Source organism: Streptomyces xanthophaeus (genome assembly GCF_030440515.1).
GTDB classification, from domain to species: domain Bacteria; phylum Actinomycetota; class Actinomycetes; order Streptomycetales; family Streptomycetaceae; genus Streptomyces; species Streptomyces kutzneri.
In genome coordinates this window covers 2,684,610-2,700,718 of record NZ_CP076543.1, presented here as the reverse complement: position 1 = coordinate 2,700,718, position 16,109 = coordinate 2,684,610, and the positions used below count along the sequence as shown (strand labels likewise).

17 protein-coding genes and 1 riboswitch are annotated in these 16,109 nt (G+C 70.7%); of the genes, 9 read left to right on the top strand and 8 right to left on the bottom strand.

What is annotated here, in order from left to right:
• From KO717_RS11435 to KO717_RS11420, 4 genes are all read left to right on the top strand, one after another.
• Entirely contained in the window at window positions 1-768 is a 768-nt protein-coding gene (locus tag KO717_RS11435; RefSeq protein WP_301366376.1) for an enoyl-CoA hydratase/isomerase family protein, read from the top strand.
• Between the two features lie 254 nt (window positions 769-1,022).
• Window positions 1,023-1,535 (top strand): ATP-binding protein, encoded by a 513-nt coding sequence (locus KO717_RS11430; protein ID WP_301366375.1) that lies wholly within the window; start codon window positions 1,023-1,025, stop codon window positions 1,533-1,535.
• A 394-nt stretch (window positions 1,536-1,929) separates the two neighbouring features.
• The gene (locus KO717_RS11425; RefSeq protein WP_437184493.1) at window positions 1,930-2,733 is read left to right on the top strand and encodes a polysaccharide deacetylase family protein; all 804 of its coding nucleotides are present in this window, start codon (window positions 1,930-1,932) and stop codon (window positions 2,731-2,733) included.
• Complete coding sequence (locus tag KO717_RS11420; RefSeq protein WP_301366374.1) at window positions 2,730-3,917, top strand: YncE family protein; 1,188 nt, start codon at window positions 2,730-2,732, stop codon at window positions 3,915-3,917. Before KO717_RS11425 ends, KO717_RS11420 begins: the two co-directional genes overlap by 4 nt.
• An 80-nt stretch (window positions 3,918-3,997) precedes the next feature.
• On the opposite strand, the gene KO717_RS11415 is transcribed toward KO717_RS11420, so the two are convergent.
• Window positions 3,998-5,236, bottom strand: coding sequence for a cytochrome P450 (locus KO717_RS11415; RefSeq protein WP_301366373.1), 1,239 nt, complete (start codon window positions 5,234-5,236; stop codon window positions 3,998-4,000).
• Entirely contained in the window at window positions 5,217-5,975 is a 759-nt protein-coding gene (locus KO717_RS11410) for a tRNA-dependent cyclodipeptide synthase (RefSeq protein ID WP_301366372.1), read from the bottom strand. The genes KO717_RS11415 and KO717_RS11410 overlap by 20 nt, the downstream gene beginning before the upstream one ends.
• Window positions 5,976-6,231: 256 nt before the next feature.
• Here KO717_RS11410 and KO717_RS11405 point away from each other — a divergent pair, with 256 nt between their 5' ends.
• Window positions 6,232-6,444: an EF-hand domain-containing protein gene (locus tag KO717_RS11405; RefSeq protein WP_030009288.1), complete on the top strand. Its 213-nt coding sequence runs from the start codon at window positions 6,232-6,234 to the stop codon at window positions 6,442-6,444.
• Between the two features lie 89 nt (window positions 6,445-6,533).
• Here KO717_RS11405 and KO717_RS11400 read toward each other — a convergent pair whose 3' ends face one another.
• Entirely contained in the window at window positions 6,534-7,082 is a 549-nt protein-coding gene (locus KO717_RS11400) for a PadR family transcriptional regulator (protein WP_301366371.1), read from the bottom strand.
• Between the two features lie 112 nt (window positions 7,083-7,194).
• Between KO717_RS11400 and KO717_RS11395 the strand changes: the two genes are divergently transcribed.
• Entirely contained in the window at window positions 7,195-7,908 is a 714-nt protein-coding gene (locus tag KO717_RS11395; RefSeq protein WP_301366370.1) for a flavodoxin family protein, read from the top strand.
• Between the two features lie 52 nt (window positions 7,909-7,960).
• Window positions 7,961-8,605, top strand: coding sequence for a dihydrofolate reductase family protein (locus KO717_RS11390; protein WP_301366369.1), 645 nt, complete (start codon window positions 7,961-7,963; stop codon window positions 8,603-8,605).
• Window positions 8,606-8,669: 64 nt separating this feature from the next.
• Here KO717_RS11390 and KO717_RS11385 read toward each other — a convergent pair whose 3' ends face one another.
• The 5 genes from KO717_RS11385 to gcvT all read right to left on the bottom strand — a co-directional run bounded on the left by KO717_RS11385 (window position 8,670) and on the right by gcvT (window position 13,887).
• Entirely contained in the window at window positions 8,670-9,176 is a 507-nt protein-coding gene (locus KO717_RS11385) for an AMIN-like domain-containing (lipo)protein (RefSeq protein ID WP_301366368.1), read from the bottom strand.
• Between the two features lie 163 nt (window positions 9,177-9,339).
• Window positions 9,340-10,722: an L-serine ammonia-lyase gene (locus KO717_RS11380; RefSeq protein WP_301366367.1), complete on the bottom strand. Its 1,383-nt coding sequence runs from the start codon at window positions 10,720-10,722 to the stop codon at window positions 9,340-9,342.
• Between the two features lie 290 nt (window positions 10,723-11,012).
• Complete coding sequence (glyA, locus tag KO717_RS11375; RefSeq protein WP_301366366.1) at window positions 11,013-12,269, bottom strand: serine hydroxymethyltransferase; 1,257 nt, start codon at window positions 12,267-12,269, stop codon at window positions 11,013-11,015.
• A 17-nt stretch (window positions 12,270-12,286) separates the two neighbouring features.
• Window positions 12,287-12,670 carry a glycine cleavage system protein GcvH gene (gene gcvH / locus KO717_RS11370; protein WP_301366365.1) on the bottom strand — a complete coding sequence of 128 codons (384 nt, stop codon included), beginning with the start codon at window positions 12,668-12,670 and terminating at the stop codon, window positions 12,287-12,289.
• Between the two features lie 101 nt (window positions 12,671-12,771).
• A complete protein-coding gene (gene gcvT / locus KO717_RS11365) occupies window positions 12,772-13,887 on the bottom strand; it encodes a glycine cleavage system aminomethyltransferase GcvT (protein WP_301366364.1) in 1,116 nt (371 codons plus the stop codon).
• Between the two features lie 175 nt (window positions 13,888-14,062).
• A riboswitch (glycine riboswitch) is annotated at window positions 14,063-14,166 on the bottom strand.
• Between the two features lie 206 nt (window positions 14,167-14,372).
• Here gcvT and KO717_RS11360 point away from each other — a divergent pair.
• Both KO717_RS11360 and KO717_RS11355 read left to right on the top strand, forming a co-directional pair.
• Complete coding sequence (locus tag KO717_RS11360) at window positions 14,373-15,029, top strand: AAA family ATPase (RefSeq protein WP_301366363.1); 657 nt, start codon at window positions 14,373-14,375, stop codon at window positions 15,027-15,029.
• A 272-nt stretch (window positions 15,030-15,301) separates the two neighbouring features.
• Window positions 15,302-16,036 carry an enhanced serine sensitivity protein SseB gene (locus KO717_RS11355; RefSeq protein ID WP_301366362.1) on the top strand — a complete coding sequence of 245 codons (735 nt, stop codon included), beginning with the start codon at window positions 15,302-15,304 and terminating at the stop codon, window positions 16,034-16,036.
• Window positions 16,037-16,109: the final 73 nt, after the last annotated feature.

Sequence of the window (16,109 nt, the reverse complement as noted above, 5' to 3'; positions counted from 1 at the left end):
ATGACCCTCTCTCTCGAAGTCTCCGAAGGCGTCGGCACCATCCGCCTGGACCGGCCGCCCATGAACGCCCTGGACATCGCCACCCAGGACCGGCTGCGCGAGCTCGCGGTGGAGGCGACCGACCGGGCGGACGTCCGCGCGGTCATCATCTACGGCGGCGAGAAGGTGTTCGCGGCGGGCGCGGACATCAAGGAGATGCAGACGATGGACCACGCGGCGATGGTCGCCCGGTCCCGCGCGCTCCAGGACGCCTTCACCGCCGTCGCCCGCATCCCCAAGCCCGTCGTCGCGGCCATCACCGGCTACGCGCTGGGCGGCGGGTGCGAACTCGCGCTGTGCGCCGACTACCGGATCGCCGCCGACAACGCCAAGCTCGGCCAGCCCGAGATCCTGCTCGGCCTGATCCCGGGCGCGGGCGGCACCCAGCGGCTGTCCCGGCTGATCGGACCGTCCAGGGCCAAGGACCTGATCTTCACCGGGCGCATGGTCAAGGCCGACGAGGCGCTGACCCTCGGCCTGGTCGACCGGGTGGTGCCCGCCGCCGAGGTGTACGAGCAGGCGCACGCCTGGGCCGCCAAGCTGGCGCAGGGTCCGGCCATCGCGCTGCGCGCCGCCAAGGAGTGCGTGGACGCGGGTCTGGAGGCCGACATCGACACCGGTCTCACCATCGAACGCAACTGGTTCGCGGGCCTGTTCGCGACCGAGGACCGTGAGCGCGGGATGCGCAGTTTCGTCGAAGAGGGCCCGGGCAAGGCGAAGTTCGTCTGAGCCGAACCTCGACCGAGGACCCTGGTCCTCCCTGTGGGTGGATTAGCCAGGCCTTAAGACAGCCTTAAGGAGAACGAGTGATCCACTCGCTGTGATCGCCGGCGTGCGGCGTGTCACCGCAGGTCAAGGTGTGCGCCGAGGTCCTCCGATTGCCTCGCGCATATGACATAACACCCCCTTGGAGTTGTTGAATCCGGGGGGTGTTTTCCTGTGGAACGGCCCGGGAGGGCGGGTCGGCCGTCCATGATGGGTGCATGGCGGGCCTGGAGGGTGTGGAACAGCCGCGGCAGCGCGGGAGCGCTTCGGCGGTACGGCTCACGGCGGCCGTTGAGGACGAACAGGGCCTCAAAGCGCTGGAGTTGTACGGTAATCCGGCCGAGGCCGAAGTGACGCTGCCGTCCATGCCGGAGTCGGCGAGCACCGCGCGCCGGCTCACCCAGTGCGTGGTGGTCCGCCTCTGGGGCCTCTCGCCGCAGATCGCCGAGCATGCCGTCCTGCTGGTCTCGGAGCTCGTGGGCAACGCGGTCCGGCACACCGGGGCCCGCTCCTTCGGCTTACGCATGCTGCGCCGCCGCGGCTGGATCCGGGTGGAGGTGCGCGATCCCTCGCGCGGGCTGCCCTGCCTGATGCCGGTCCACGAGATGGACACCACCGGCCGGGGTCTCTTCCTCGTCGACAAGCTGTCCGACCGCTGGGGAGCGGACCTGCTGCCGCGCGGGAAGATCACCTGGTTCGAGATGCGGGTCGCCGACCGCCAGAACGCCTGACCCCTGGAGCCTCTGTCCCCGGAACGCCGGAAGCCCCCGTGCGCCGAGTGGGGCGGTGTGGGGGCTTCGTGGGTGCGCCGAGGATCTAAGGGGGTGTGATCCTCGGCGTGGCGACTTCGCTCGGGTCAATGGGAAGTCGTGGTTCCGACTATGGCAGACGAGGGCCCGAACGCCAAAAGTCCCTACTTGGACATAAGTGGGCAAATAGTAAGACTTTCTAGCTAAATCCTAGGTGAGGTGAGCCACTCACCTCGCAATCCATGAATAAATATCGACTGCTCTGTGTAAATCGTTGATCACATAGCGACCCGACCACCCGGTTGGCCCCTTTTGACGACCGTCTTGAATTGGGTCAATCGTTACCTTCCGGGTCATCCACCCCTTAAATGGGCAGGTGCTCTCACAATCAGGCCGCCGCGCGGCCCTGCGTGCGGCCCTGCGCGTGGCCGCTCTCGGGACGGCCGGCGCCGCCGCGGCCGGCCTCACCGCCGCCTGCGGACCGGGGCGGCCCGCCACCGCGCCCTCCGGGCCGCCGCCGGGTCCGGCCCGCCCGGCACAGGCGGCTCCGGCCGCCGCCCCGCGCCGGTTCGCCGGGCAGCCCGTCGAGATCGGCCACGGTCCGCGCGACCGCCCCCGCGTCGCCCTCACGTTCCACGGCAACGGGGACCCCGCCATTGCCCGGGCGGTGCTGGCCGCGGCCGAGAAGGGGGGCGCGCGGGTCACCGTACTGGCCATCGGAACCTGGCTCGACGCACACCCGGAGCTGGCCCGGCGCATCCTCGACGGCGGTCACGAGCTCGGCAACCACACCCAGCGCCACCTCGCGATCAACGGCATGCCCGAGGCGGAGGCCTACGCCGAGATCACCGGCTGCGCCCAGCGGCTCAAGCGGCTCACCGGCTCCATCGGCACCTGGTTCCGGCCTTCCCAGACCCAGTACGCGACCCCTCTCGTCCGGAAACTGGCCCAGCGGGCGGGCTACCCGCACGTCCTCTCGTACGACGTGGACTCCCTCGACTTCACCTCGCCCGGTGCCGCGGCCGTCATCCGCACCGTCACCGGGACGATCCGGCCCGGATCGGTGGTGAGCCTGCACTTCGGCTACGCGGACACGGTCGACGCGATGCCTCCCCTCCTCGAAGAACTCGCGCGCCGCGAACTGCGCGCGGTGACCACCACGGAGCTGCTGACCCCATGAAGACCACCCGCCTTCCCCGGAAGGCCACCGTGCTGCTGGCCGGTCTGGTCCTCGCCGCCCTGGCCGGCTGTGGATCGGCCGGCAAGGGACCCGCCGAGGCGCTCGGCACCAAGGGCCCGGCCAAGCCCGTCAAGGCCGCGCCGGCGGTCCCGCCCGGCCTGCCCGGCATGCCGCCCGTGCTCGATCCGAACGACGTCTACGCCGCGGACCGGCCGAACAAGCTCTCCCCCGTGGTCAAGGACTTCCCGTCCCGCGTCTACGTGCCGAACACCAACTCCAACACGGTGTCCGTCATCGACCCGGCGACCTACCAGGTCATCGACACCATCCCGGTCGGCGTCCAGCCCCAGCACGTGGTCCCCTCCTGGGACCTGAAGACCCTGTGGGTCAACAACAACCGCGGTCACACCCTCACCCCGATCAACCCGGCCACCGGCGAGGCCGGAAAGCCGGTCGAGGTGCACGACCCGTACAACCTGTACTTCACGCCGAACGGCAAGTACGCCATCGTCATGGCCTCGATGGACAAGGAGCTGGTCTTCCGCGACCCGCACACGATGGACCGGGTGAAGACGGTGCCCGTGACCTGCTATGGGGTCAACCACGCGGACTTCTCCGCCGACGGGCGCTACTTCATCGTGAGCTGCGAGTTCTCCGGCGAACTCCTCAAGGTCGACACCGAGCGCATGGAGGTCGTCGGCCAGCAGAAGCTGCCGTTCGAGGGCGCGATGCCGCAGGACGTCAAGGTCTCCCCGGACGGGAAGACCTTCTACGTCGCGGACATGATGGCGCACGGCATGTGGGTGCTCAGCGGGGACAAGTTCGAGACCCCCAAACTGCTGCCCACCGGGAAGGGCTGCCACGGCCTCTACGTGAGCCGCGACTCCAAGGAGATGTACGTCTCCAACCGGGGTGAGGGCACCGTGTCGGTCTTCAACTTCCCCGAGAACAAGCTCACCAAGAAGTGGACGCTGCCGGACGGCGGCAGCCCCGACATGGGCGGGGTCTCCGCCGACGGCAAGGTGCTGTGGCTGTCGGGCCGTTACAACTCCGAGGTCTACGCGCTCGACACGCAGACCGGCAAGCAGATCGCCCGGATCCCGGTGGGCGGCGGACCGCACGGACTCGCCGTGTACCCGCAGCCCGGCCGCTACTCCCTCGGCCACACCGGCATCTTCCGCTAGGACGGTCGGGCCGGACACAGCGGTGCCCCGGAAGCTCGCACAGCTCCCGGGACACCGCGGTCCATGCGCCGGACCACGGGCTACCAGGCGACCGGAAGACGCTCCGGAAGTCGCTTGATGAAGCCCGTACGCCAGACGAGGTTCTCGGAGGGCACCGCGAGCCGCAGCCCGGGCAGCCGGTCGACCAGCACCTCCAGTGCGATCTCGGCATGGGCCCGGCCCAGCGCGGACGCCGGGCAGAAGTGCCGGCCGGCGCCGAAGGCGAGGTGGGGATTGGCGCTCTCGCGCTCCAGGTCCAGCTCGTCCGGACGCTCGAAGGCCTCCGGGTCGAAGTTGGCCCCCTCCAGGAGGACGAGGACGAGCTCACCCTCCTTCACCAGCACGTCACCGACCCGGATGTCCGCGAGGGCGATGCGCGGCAGGCCGTCGCCGACGGACAGGTTCCAGCGCAGCAGTTCCTCCACCGCCCCGGCCATGCGCTCCGGGTGCCGGCGCAGGTACCCGATCAGCTCGGGCCGCTGGAGCAGCGCGAGCACCGCGAGCGTCAGGAACGCGGAGGTGGAGACCGCGCCCGCACCGAAGAGGGAGACGGCGACCGTCGCGAACATGTCGTCGGTCAGGTGCGCCGACTCCGGGTCCGCCTCCTTCAGCCCGGCGAACCTGCCGAGGAGCCCCGTACGCTCCTCGGGGGCCAGCGCGAGCTGGTCGTTCAGTCGCTCGGCGAAGTAGCCCACGTCCTTGTACCAGTTGAGGGCGGAGTCGGCGAACGGCTCGCGCGCGGTCATGAACGCGACGTCCAGGCCCGACATCAGCCGGCGCCGGTCCTCGAACGGCACCCCCAGCACCTGGCAGTGCAGCGCCGCCGAGAACGGGTCGGCGAAGCCCGCCCGGAGATCGACCGGGCCGCCCTCCGCCACGAGCGCGTCGACGAGCTCGCCGGCCCGGGCGCGCAGCAGGTCCCGCAGCCCCTTCTGGCGGGGGTTCAGCGCCTTCATCACGGCGTTGCGCAGTCCGGCACTGTTGATGTTGCCCATGTTGTCGACGACCTCGGGCGGGATCGTCAGCGCGTACTGGCGCGGGACCCCGGCGTTCGCCGTGTCCTTGAGGCTGAAGCGCTCGTCCTCCAGCACCTGCTTGGCCAGCGCGTAGCTGCTCACCAGCCAGGCCGGGTCCCCGGTGAGGGTGCGGACCCGGGCGACCGGCGCCTTCTCGCGCAGCCAGGCGCACTCCTGCGGGAGCACGTCACCGCGCCGGGAGAGCGGGAAGTCCAGGAGCGGCCGCTCCGCGGACCCCGGGCCCTCAAGCTGCTCGACGCTCATCGGCGGTCCTTCCGGTCGGTGCGTGGTCCGCGGTGTTCCCGGGCGCGGTGGCCTCGGGCCGTACGACGGCGTACGCCTGGTTGCGGGTCGCGCGCAGGCCCCCGCCGCGTGCGAACAGGACATCGGTCAGCGGCATCCTGACGTGGTAGGCCGCCACCGAGGACGGCACGTCGAGAATGCTCGGGGTGTCCACGAAGAACGGCAGCTCGGCCGCCATGTAATCGAAACAGACGCGCAACTGCTCGGCCGTGATCGATTCACCTTCCGGCAACTTGGAGCCGACGAAATGCAGGGCCATTTCCTCGCAACCCTTACGGAATTCGTCGTCGGTCTCCAGGAAATGCAGGACACGTCGGTGCAGTAGTTGGTAGACGGGGTTCGACTGGAATTCGGAAAGTGCCCGAACGCGGATTTCCGTCTGTGGAGGCTCTGATTCCGCCACGCCCTTGAGGATCCGCCGGCGCACCGCCTTGATCTCTTTCGCCGCGCGCCTCTCCGCGTGCTCCCGGGTGTGCCCGAAGGCGGCGAACATCCGGTCCACGTGGAGGTCCGCGTAGACGAAGTCGACCTGTGCGAACCGGGCCGTGGCCCATCGGGCCAGGCCGGCGATGCGGTCGGCGCTGAAATAGCTGTTTCCGGGACTCACGCCGATGAGCACATGGTCGCCGTCTTCCCAGATATGTCGGCAGGTGCGGGTGAAGGGCAGAACTTCGAATGATGCATCAGCTGTGATTGTCATCTGATTGATCGCCCTTGTTGCCACTTGTCCCTGGGAGCCCTGCGCTCCTGGTGTGGCGGCAATGCCAGTACGTTATGCCGTGGCCCCGGAGTGTGACAAGTGGAATCTTGATTTGTTCGGTCGGAATTATCGATTCCGTATTACGGGGCGGTAATTGAAATCGTTTCTGCCGCTCGAACGGGACCCGGGGCGGGCGCGGGCCGGGACGGCCGCTACCCTGAGCCGGTCAACAAGGCATCAAGAAGGAGTGGACCCAGTGGCGGACATCGAGAGCGCACGGACGACGTTCGGCAAGTTCGACGTGAACGGTGACGGCTTCGTCACGGCCGACGAGTTCAAGGCGGCCATGGCGGCCATGGGCGACCCGTTCGTCACCGGCCCCGTCGCGGACGCCGTGATCGCTTCCAAGGACGCGAACGGCGACGGCCTGCTGAGCTTCGACGAGTTCTGGGCCTCCCTGAACAAGTAGTCCCTCCGCTGCCGCCCCGCCCCGGACCGCCGGAGCGGGGCGGCAGCGTGCGTCCGGCGCCGGGCGCGGCCGTCCCGGCCCTGCGGGCGTCAGGCCTGCGGTCCGGACATGTCCTCGACCTCGCCCAGGGCCTCCTCCAGCCAGTGCAGCCAGAACGTCTCCAGGGCGATCCCGCCGTGCAGCACGAGCCGCCGCAGCCGGTCCTCCACGGCGTCCCGGTCCGGCGGGAAGTCCTTCTCCTCGATGGCCTCGTACTGCGCGAGCTGGCGCCGGTGCAGCTCCAGATGGCGCCGCAGCTCGGGGCCGAGCCCCTGCGGCCCCACGACACCCGCCGCGCGGATCCGCAGCAACAGCGGGTCGCGCATCGGCTTGGGGTCCTGGCTCTCGCCGACCCACCGGGCCAGCTCCGCGCCGCCGGCGGGCAGCACCTCGTACTCCTTCTTCTGCCCGCGCACGGGCACCTCGCTCGGCAGCTCCCGGATCAGCCCGGACTCCTCCAGCCGCCCCAGCTCGCGGTAGATCTGCTGGTGCGTCGCCGACCAGAAGTACCCGATCGACTTGTCGAACCGCCGGGTCAGCTCCAGCCCGGACGAGGGCTTCTCCAGCAGGGCGGTGAGGATGGCGTGCGGCAGCGACATGGCGCCATCCTAGGTTTGCGGCGGCGCCGGCCCCGACGCCGCCTCCGCAGGGCCGCCCCCGGACGGGTGCGGCCCGCTGGCGGCCCCGACCTGCCGTGGCGAGGCTGGGGGTGTGGCTGCCGAATACGACTACTCGGACCTGACCGCCCTCTACGTGAACTGCACGCTCAAACGCTCACCCGAGACCAGCAACACCGAGGGCCTGATCGACCGGAGCCGCAGGGTCATGGAATCGGCCGGCACCCGGACCTCCCTCGTCCGCGCCGTCGACCACGACATCGCGACCGGGGTCTGGCCCGACATGACCGAGCACGGCTGGGAGAGCGACCAGTGGCCGGTCCTCTACAGCCGGATCATGGACGCCGACATCCTCGTCCTGTGCGGCCCCATCTGGCTCGGCGACAACAGCTCCGTGATGAAGCAGGTCATCGAGCGGCTCTACGCCTGCTCCTCGCTGCTGAACGAGCGGGGCCAGTACGCCTACTACGGGCGGGTCGGCGGCGCACTGATCACCGGCAACGAGGACGGCGTCAAGCACTGCGCCATGAACATCCTCTACAGCCTCCAGCACCTCGGCTACGCGATTCCGCCGCAGGCCGACGCGGGCTGGATCGGCGAGGCCGGGCCCGGACCCTCCTACCTGGACCCCGGCTCGGGCGGCCCCGCGAACGACTTCACCAACCGCAACACCGCCTTCATGTCCTGGAACCTCATGCACCTGGCCGCCCTGCTCAAGCGCTCGGGCGGCATCCCGCCGCACGGCAACCAGCGCGCACAGTGGGACGCGGGCTGCCGCTCGGACTTCCCCAACCCCGAACACCGATGAGTTCCGCGTTCCGTGGCGGTCCCATGGTGGACGACACGACTGGAGGAAGCCCGTGGAGCAACTGCTGAGAGTCCAGAACTTCACCGTTTCGCGCGACGGATTCGGTGCCGGTGAGCACCAGAGCCTCGCGCGGCCGTTCGGCCACGCCGACCCCGGCGAGCTGTTCTTCTGGGCCGGAGCCACCGCGAGCTGGCCCAACCGCACCGACCCCGGAGGGAGCCGGGGTCTCGACGACTACTTCACCCGGGACTTCACGCACAACATCGGCGCCGAGATCATGGGCCGCAACAAGTTCGGCCCCCAGCGCGGGCCCTGGGCCGACCACGAGTGGCGCGGCTGGTGGGGCGAGGAGCCCCCGTTCCACACCCCCGTGTTCGTCATGACCCACCACCCGCGTCCCTCGTTCACGCTCTCCGACACCACCTTCCACTTCGTCGACGCCGACCCGGCCACGGTCCTCGACGGGGCGCGGGAAGCAGCGCAGGGCAAGGACGTCCGGCTCGGCGGCGGGGCCACCACCATCCGCGAGTTCCTCGACGCCGATCTCGTCGACACCCTGCACGTGGCGGTCGCGCCGGTGGAGATCGGAGCCGGGGTCAGGCTCTGGGAGTCCCCCGAAGAGCTGCTCGACCGGTTCCACCTCGACGTCGTGCCCAGCGCGAGCGGGGTGACGCACCACCTGTTCTGGCGCAGGTGACGGCCCCGGGCAGCGGCGGGGCCCGGGGCTCGCGCGCCCCGGGCCCCGCCGTACCGGCACCGGTTCAGTGCGCGATGTCCACGACGAACCGCTCCGGCGAGTGCAGGGGGAACGCGCGGTAGTACGGCAGGGTGTCGAAAGCGGCGCCGAAGGTCACGTACCCCTCGTAGTCGCCGGTCAGGGCGATGCCCTTGAGCTTGCCGAGGTTGATCTTCTGCAGCTTGGGCCCCTGGTAGACGTTGTTCCCCGCGTCGTCGTGCGCGGCGGCGGGGTGGAGCCGGATCTCCAGGAAGTACTTCCCGGGCAGCGGCACGGGCTTGCCGGAGCCGTCGTAGACCAGGTGCGGGACGGGAGTGACGGTGACCGCGGGGGCGTAGCCCTGGAGGTCGATGACGATGCGGTCGTACGTGGGGTGACCGGCCCAGCGGGCGTTGACCACGAGCGGGGTCGGGGCCGGGGTCGCGGTGGCGACGGTGGTGGAGGCCGAGGCAGGTGCGGCGAAGGAGAGGCAGGCGGCGAGCAGGGCGCCGGTTGCCAGGGCCACGAACTGCCGGAGACGGGCGTGGATCATGACGTCCCCTCGTTTCTCGAGAGACGGGGACTGGTGGCACTACCGAGGACGCCCCCGGGGATCGCACGGTTCCGGTTCCGCTCGCGTCCGTTCCCCGGATCCGTGGACGGAAAAGAGGGGCCCGGCGCACGCGCCGGGCCCCTCTCGTGTCACGCGGTGCGCGTCAGCACTCGATGACGTTGACCGCGAGGCCGCCGCGGGCGGTCTCCTTGTACTTGACCTTCATGTCGGCGCCGGTCTCCTTCATGGTCTTGATGACCTTGTCGAGGGACACCTTGTGGCTGCCGTCGCCGCGCATCGCCATCCGTGCCGCGGTGACGGCCTTGACCGCCGCCATGCCGTTGCGCTCGATGCAGGGGATCTGCACCAGGCCGCCGACCGGGTCGCAGGTCAGGCCGAGGTTGTGCTCCATGCCGATCTCGGCCGCGTTCTCGACCTGCTCCGGGGTGCCGCCGAGGACCTCGGCGAGGGCGCCGGCCGCCATCGAGCAGGCGGAGCCCACCTCGCCCTGGCAGCCGACCTCGGCGCCGGAGATCGAGGCGTTCTCCTTGAACAGCATGCCGATCGCGCCCGCGGCGAGGAGGAAGCGGACCACGCCGTCCTCGTCCGCGCCCGGCACGAAGTTCATGTAGTAGTGGAGCACGGCGGGCAGGACGCCCGCGGCGCCGTTGGTCGGCGCGGTCACCACACGGCCGCCGGCCGCGTTCTCCTCGTTCACCGCCATCGCGTAGATGGTGGCCCACTCGCTGCGGTGCAGCATCGGGTCGCCCTCGGTGCGCAGCTGGCGCGCCGTGGCGGCGGCCCGGCGCTTGACCCGCAGACCGCCGGGGAGGATGCCCTCACGGGACATGCCGCGCGAGACGCAGGACTGCATGACGCGCCAGATCTCCAGGAGGCCCTCGCGGATCTCGTCCTCTGTGCGCCAGGCCTTCTCGTTCTCCAGCATCAGCGAGGAGATCGACAGACCGGTCTCGTTCGCCAGGCGCAGCATCTCGTCGCCGGAGCGGAAGGGGTACTTCAGCACCGTGTCGTCGAGCTTGATCCGGTCCTCGCCGACCGCGTCCTCGTCCACGACGAAGCCGCCGCCGACCGAGTAGTAGGTCTTCTCCAGCAGCGGGTTGCCGGCGCTGTCGTACGCGAAGAGCGTCATGCCGTTCGCGTGGTACGGCAGGGAGCGCCGGCGGTGCAGGATCAGCTGGTTCGGCTCGTCGAAGGCGATCTCGTGGACGTCGCCTATCTCCGCGCCCAGCAGCCGCAGCCGGCCGCTCTTGCGGATGCGCTCGACCTCGTCGTCGGCGGTCTCGACGTTCACCGTGCGGGGGGAGTGGCCCTCCAGACCGAGCAGCACCGCCTTGGGGGTGCCGTGACCGTGACCGGTCGCGCCGAGGGATCCGAAGAGCTCGGCACGGACGGAGGTGGTCTGGGCCAGCACGCCGTCCTTCTTCAGCCGCATCACGAACATGCGCGCGGCCCGCATCGGACCCACGGTGTGCGAGCTGGACGGACCGATGCCGATCGAGAAGAGGTCGAAAACGGAAATGGCCACGTTAGCGGACTCCCGGGTCATCCCCGCGGTGGCGGGGAACGGACCGTCCAGTCGCTCTCGCAGCGTAGCGAGGCGGCCGACGGAGGGTGCGGACTTTGCAGGGATTGCGGGCAAAGATCACCTCGTGGGCGCCCTTGCCCGGTTCATCAGCGTACGTCAGTTCGTGAGGGGCTCGGTTACGCCGGCCTGTACGGCGTCTTTCGCGGCCCTGACGTCGAGGACCGCGCCCCGGACCACGGAAAAGGCCCGGCCCTGTGCGGAACAAGGCCGGGCCCGCCCAAGCCGTTGCCCTAGAGCGTCGGGTACAGCGGGAACTTCGCGGCGAGCGCGGAGACGCGAGCCTTCAGGGCCTCGCTGTCGTAGGCCGGCTTCAGCGCCTGCGCGATGATCTCGGCGACCTCGGTGAAGGCCTCGGCGTCGAAACCGCGGGTGGCCAGGGCCGGCGTACCGATCCGCAGACCCGAGGTGACCATCGGCGGCCGCGGGTCGTTCGGGATGGCGTTGCGGTTGACCGTGATGCCGACCTCGTGGAGGCGGTCCTCGGCCTGCTGGCCGTCCAGCTCGGAGTTGCGCAGGTCGACCAGGACCAGGTGCACGTCGGTGCCACCGGTGAGGACGTCCACGCCCACGGCCTTGACGTCGTCCTGGACCAGGCGGGCGGCGAGGATCTTCGCACCCTCCAGGGTGCGCTCCTGGCGCTCCTTGAACTCCGGCGAGGCCGCGACCTTGAAGGAGACCGCCTTGGCCGCGATCACGTGCTCCAGCGGGCCGCCCTGCTGACCCGGGAAGACCGCGGAGTTGATCTTCTTGGCCAGCTCCTGCGTCGACAGGATGACACCGCCGCGCGGACCGCCGAGGGTCTTGTGCGTGGTGGTGGTGACGACGTGGGCGTGCGGCACCGGGTTCGGGTGCAGACCGGCGGCGACGAGGCCGGCGAAGTGCGCCATGTCGACCATCAGGTACGCGCCGACCTCGTCCGCGATGCGGCGGAAGGCGGCGAAGTCCAGCTGGCGCGGGTAGGCGGACCAGCCGGCGACGATCAGCTGCGGCTTGGACTCCTTGGCGAGGCGCTCGACCTCGGCCATGTCCACCTCGCCGGTCTCGTCGACGTGGTACGGGACCACGTTGTAGAGCTTGCCGGAGAAGTTGATCTTCATGCCGTGGGTCAGGTGACCGCCGTGGGCCAGGTTGAGGCCCATGATCGTGTCGCCCGGCTTCAGCAGCGCGAACATCGCGGCGGCGTTGGCCTGCGCACCGGAGTGCGGCTGGACGTTCGCGGCCTCGGCGCCGAACAGCGCCTTGATGCGGTCGATCGCGATCTGCTCGACGACGTCGACGTGCTCGCAGCCACCGTAGTAACGGCGGCCCGGGTAGCCCTCGGCGTACTTGTTGGTCAGGACCGAGCCCTGGGCCTCCATGACGGCGACCGGAGCGAAGTTCTCCGACGCGATCATTTCCAGGGTGGACTGCTGGCGCGCGAGCTCGGCGTCGACGGCGGCGGCGACGTCCGGGTCGAGCTCGTGCAGAGGGGTGTTGAGAACAGACATCAGGATCCCCTGGGGTGTCAGTTGTCGGAGTGGGTGAGCGCGGCGTACTCCTCGGCGGAGAGCAGGTCGGCCGGCTCCTCCGCGGTGCGCACCTTGAACAGCCAGCCACCCTCGAACGGAGCGGTGTTGACGAGCGCCGGGTCGTCCACGACGTCCTGGTTGAACTCGACGACCTCGCCGGTGACGGGGGAGTACAGGTCGCTGACCGACTTGGTCGACTCAAGCTCGCCACAGGTCTCGCCCGCGGTCACCGTGTCGCCGACCGCGGGGAGCTGGGCGTAGACCACGTCACCGAGCGCGTTGGCCGCGAACTCCGTGATGCCGACCGTCGCGACGCCGTCCTCGGCGGTCGACAGCCACTCGTGCTCCTTGCTGTAACGCAGCTGCTGGGGGTTGCTCATGACCTGATTCTCCTGGATGCGGGGGAGTGGATACGAACTGCGGTCTTGGGTACTGAGACGGCGCCGTACGGGTTCCCGGACGGCGGACGTGGTGCGTGGGGCTACTTCTGCCGCTTGTAGAACGGCAGCGCCACGACCTCGTACGGCTCATGCGTACCGCGAATGTCGACGCCGACGCCGGACGTGCCGGGCGCGGCGTGCGCCGCGTCCACGTACGCCATCGCGATCGGCTTGCCCAGCGTCGGGGACGGGGCGCCGGAGGTGACCTCGCCGATGACCTGACCGTCGGCGACGACCGGGAAGCCGGCGCGCGGGACGCGGCGGCCCTCGGCGATCAGACCGACCAGCTTGCGCGGCGGGTTCGTGGCGGCGCGCTCGGCGGCGGACTCCAGCGCGGCGCGGCCGACGAAGTCGCCCTCCTTCTCGAACTTCACGACCCGGCCCAGGCCCGCGTCGAACGGGGTGAGGGAGGTGGTCAGCTCGTGCCCGTACAGCGGCATGCCCGCTTCCAGGCGCAGGGTGTCGCGGCAGGACAGGCCGGCCGGGACCAGGCCGACGCCCTCGCCCGCCTTGGTCAGCGCCTGCCACAGCTCCACGGCGTGCTCGGGGGCGACGAACAGCTCGAAGCCGTCCTCGCCGGTGTAGCCGGTGCGCGCGATCAGCGCGGGCACGCCCGCGACGGTGCCCGGCAGGCCGGCGTAGTACTTCAGGCCGTCCAGGTCGGCGTCGGTCAGGGACGCCAGGATGCCGGGGGACTCCGGGCCCTGCACGGCGAGCAGCGCGTACGCGTCGCGGTCGTCGCGGACCACGGCGTCGAAGCCGGCGGCGCGCTCGGTCAGGGCGTCCAGGACGACCTGGGCGTTGGAGGCGTTGGCGACGACCATGTACTCGGTCTCGCCGAGGCGGTAGACGATCAGGTCGTCGACGATCCCGCCGTCCTCCTGACAGATGTGCGTGTAGCGGGCGCGGCCGACACCGACGGTGGAGATGTTGCCGACCAGCGCGTAGTCCAGGGCCTTGACGGCCTCGGGGCCGGTCAGCGTGATCTCGCCCATGTGGGACAGGTCGAAGAGACCGGCCTTGGTGCGTACGGCGTTGTGCTCGTCGCGCTCGCTGGCGTACCGCAGCGGCATGTCCCAGCCCGCGAAATCGGTCATGGTCGCACCGAGCGAGCGGTGCAGCGCATCGAGGGCGGTCAGGCGGGGGGCAGTGCTCATGGGTGTGGCTCCCGGGTCCCAGGGCATCGACATGACATGACGAGGACGTTCCTCCCCATCTGTCATCGGAACCTGAGAGGTTCGCCGAGAGTTCCGCCGATCAGCAGATCGCCGGTTCTTCTCATCGACTTGCACCTTGGGTGGAGCTGCGCAGCAGCTCGCTTTTCAGATCTGCCTCATCCACGCGGTACGGGGCCTGAGAGATTCAAGGGAGGTTCTTGCTCCTTCGGCGCCCGCGCACGGCCTTGCGGCGTGCCGGGACTCTCCCGCGCGGATTCAAGCGGCCGGTATGCAGTTGGTCCAGATGGCGCACATCATTGCACGCCATGCCCGAGATCGGGCGGCGGGGTCCGAAAGTTCGTACGGCCCTCCGAAGGGCCGGACCGGAACCGGGGCCGCCGGATTACCGTCTCTTTACACTCAGTGGGCAAGGGTCCTGGTGACCCGATTCGGGGGAGGCGAACACTGTGCGGAGATTCGGAGTGGTGACGACGACGGGAACGGTGGAGGCGGTACCCGCGCAGCGCGGCGCGCGCGGGCGCGGCCGGGCGGCCGACACCGGCCTCGGCCTCGTACGCGACCTGCGCGGCCCGGCCGCGCGCGCCCCCCGCCGGCTCGGCTTCGCGGACGGGGACATCGTCGTGGTGTCCGGCCTGCCCGGCGGCGGCAAGAGCACGCTGATCAGGCGGGCGGCCGCCGAGGGCGGGGCCGTGGACTCCCAGGACACCCGCGAACGCTGGGAGCGCCGCATGCCCGCGGCCCTGCCGTACGCGGTGTACCGGCCGCTGGTGCGCGCCGCGCACTACTGGGGGCTGTGGCGGATCCTGCGCTCCGGGGCCTCCGTGGTCGTCCACGACTGCGGTACGCAGGCCTGGGTACGCGGCCTGCTCGCGGCCGCCGCGCGCCGCCGGGGCCGGGCGCTGCACCTGCTCCTGCTGGACAGCAGCCCCGAGGAGGCCCTCTCCGGTCAGGCCGCGCGCGGCCGCCGGGTCTCCGCCTACGCCTTCGCCCGCCACCGCGGCGCGGTGACCCGGCTGCTCCGCGAGGCCGAAGCGGGCCGCCCGCCCGCGGGCTGCGCGTCGGCGACCCTGCTGGACCGGGCCTCGGCCGCGACGGTGACCCGCATAGCCTTCACCGCCTGACCGGATCAGGCCTGGTGCGGCGCCGCTTCCGGGCTCTGCCCGGACCCGCTCCTCGAACGCCGGAGGGGCCGGATGTGCCGCTGCGCGGCAACCGGCCCCGGCAGCGGGCGCAGGCCGGACCGAAAGCAAGCCCCGCCGGCGTTCGGGACGCGGCGTTCGGGGCGGAGCCCCGGCTCTTTTCGGTGCCGGGCGAACCCCGGCGGCGCGGCCGCGCTCGGGGCCGGTACCCTGCGGGGCGACACGCGCGGGAAACAAGACAGAGGCAGGGGCAGATGCAGGGCAGCGGCTGGCCGGGGAATGAGCTGGAGCAGGTGCTCGGGGCAGCGCTCGGGCAGCCGGACGCCGGGGGGCGGATCCTGGAGGTCCTCGGGCGCAGCCAGGTATGGGTGCCCCTGCCGGGCGGGGGCACCCCGACGACGGCCGGCCTCGACCTGCCCACCATGGACATCGGCGGGGCGGCGTACGTCCCGGTCTACAGCTCCGAGGCCCAGTTCCTCGCCTGCGTCGGCCCCGGCATGGACTTCGCGGTGGCTCCCGCCGTCGAGTTCGCCCGCGGCCTGCCCCCGCAGCTCGGCATCGCCCTGAATCCCGAGGGCGCCGTCGGCGTACCGCTCCCGCCGCCCGCCGTCGCGGAGCTCTGCCGCAGCGGCCGGACCCCGCTCGACGGCCCGGCCACCGGTGGCCGGGTACGGCTCTTCGAGCCCGACTGGCAGGACGATCCGGTCGATTTCCTCGCCGCCGCCACCGAGGAGTTCCGGGCCACCGGGGTGGTCGCCGCCGCGCACCGCTGCCTCGCCAGCGTCGAGGGCGGGGCGCCCCAGCTGTTCGTCGGTGTCCGCCTGGTGGGATGGGAACCCGAGATGCAGGCCGCGCCGATGGAGGCCCTCGGAAGGGCCCTGACCCGTGTCCCGCCGCCGTGGCCGGTGCAGTTGATCCTGCTGGACGCCGTCCAGGACCCGGTCACGGACTGGATTCGTGAGCGCGTACGCCCCTTCTACCTGCCGTAGGGCCGCTTAAGCTGGTTACATCTCCTGGCCGCACGCGCGACTGCCGGTTCGGAGGACACGCGTGGAGCGACGG

Coding starts and splice junctions, on each gene's coding strand:
- KO717_RS11435 (WP_301366376.1), top strand. CDS start 1: ATGACCCTCTCTCTCGAAGTCTCCGAAGGCGTCGGCACCATCCGCCTG.
- KO717_RS11430 (WP_301366375.1), top strand. CDS start 1,023: ATGGCGGGCCTGGAGGGTGTGGAACAGCCGCGGCAGCGCGGGAGCGCT.
- KO717_RS11420 (WP_301366374.1), top strand. CDS start 2,730: ATGAAGACCACCCGCCTTCCCCGGAAGGCCACCGTGCTGCTGGCCGGT.
- KO717_RS11415 (WP_301366373.1), bottom strand. CDS start 5,236: ATGAGCGTCGAGCAGCTTGAGGGCCCGGGGTCCGCGGAGCGGCCGCTC.
- KO717_RS11410 (WP_301366372.1), bottom strand. CDS start 5,975: ATGACAATCACAGCTGATGCATCATTCGAAGTTCTGCCCTTCACCCGC.
- KO717_RS11400 (WP_301366371.1), bottom strand. CDS start 7,082: ATGTCGCTGCCGCACGCCATCCTCACCGCCCTGCTGGAGAAGCCCTCG.
- KO717_RS11385 (WP_301366368.1), bottom strand. CDS start 9,176: ATGATCCACGCCCGTCTCCGGCAGTTCGTGGCCCTGGCAACCGGCGCC.
- glyA (WP_301366366.1), bottom strand. CDS start 12,269: ATGTCTGTTCTCAACACCCCTCTGCACGAGCTCGACCCGGACGTCGCC.
- gcvH (WP_301366365.1), bottom strand. CDS start 12,670: ATGAGCAACCCCCAGCAGCTGCGTTACAGCAAGGAGCACGAGTGGCTG.
- gcvT (WP_301366364.1), bottom strand. CDS start 13,887: ATGAGCACTGCCCCCCGCCTGACCGCCCTCGATGCGCTGCACCGCTCG.
- KO717_RS11355 (WP_301366362.1), top strand. CDS start 15,302: ATGCAGGGCAGCGGCTGGCCGGGGAATGAGCTGGAGCAGGTGCTCGGG.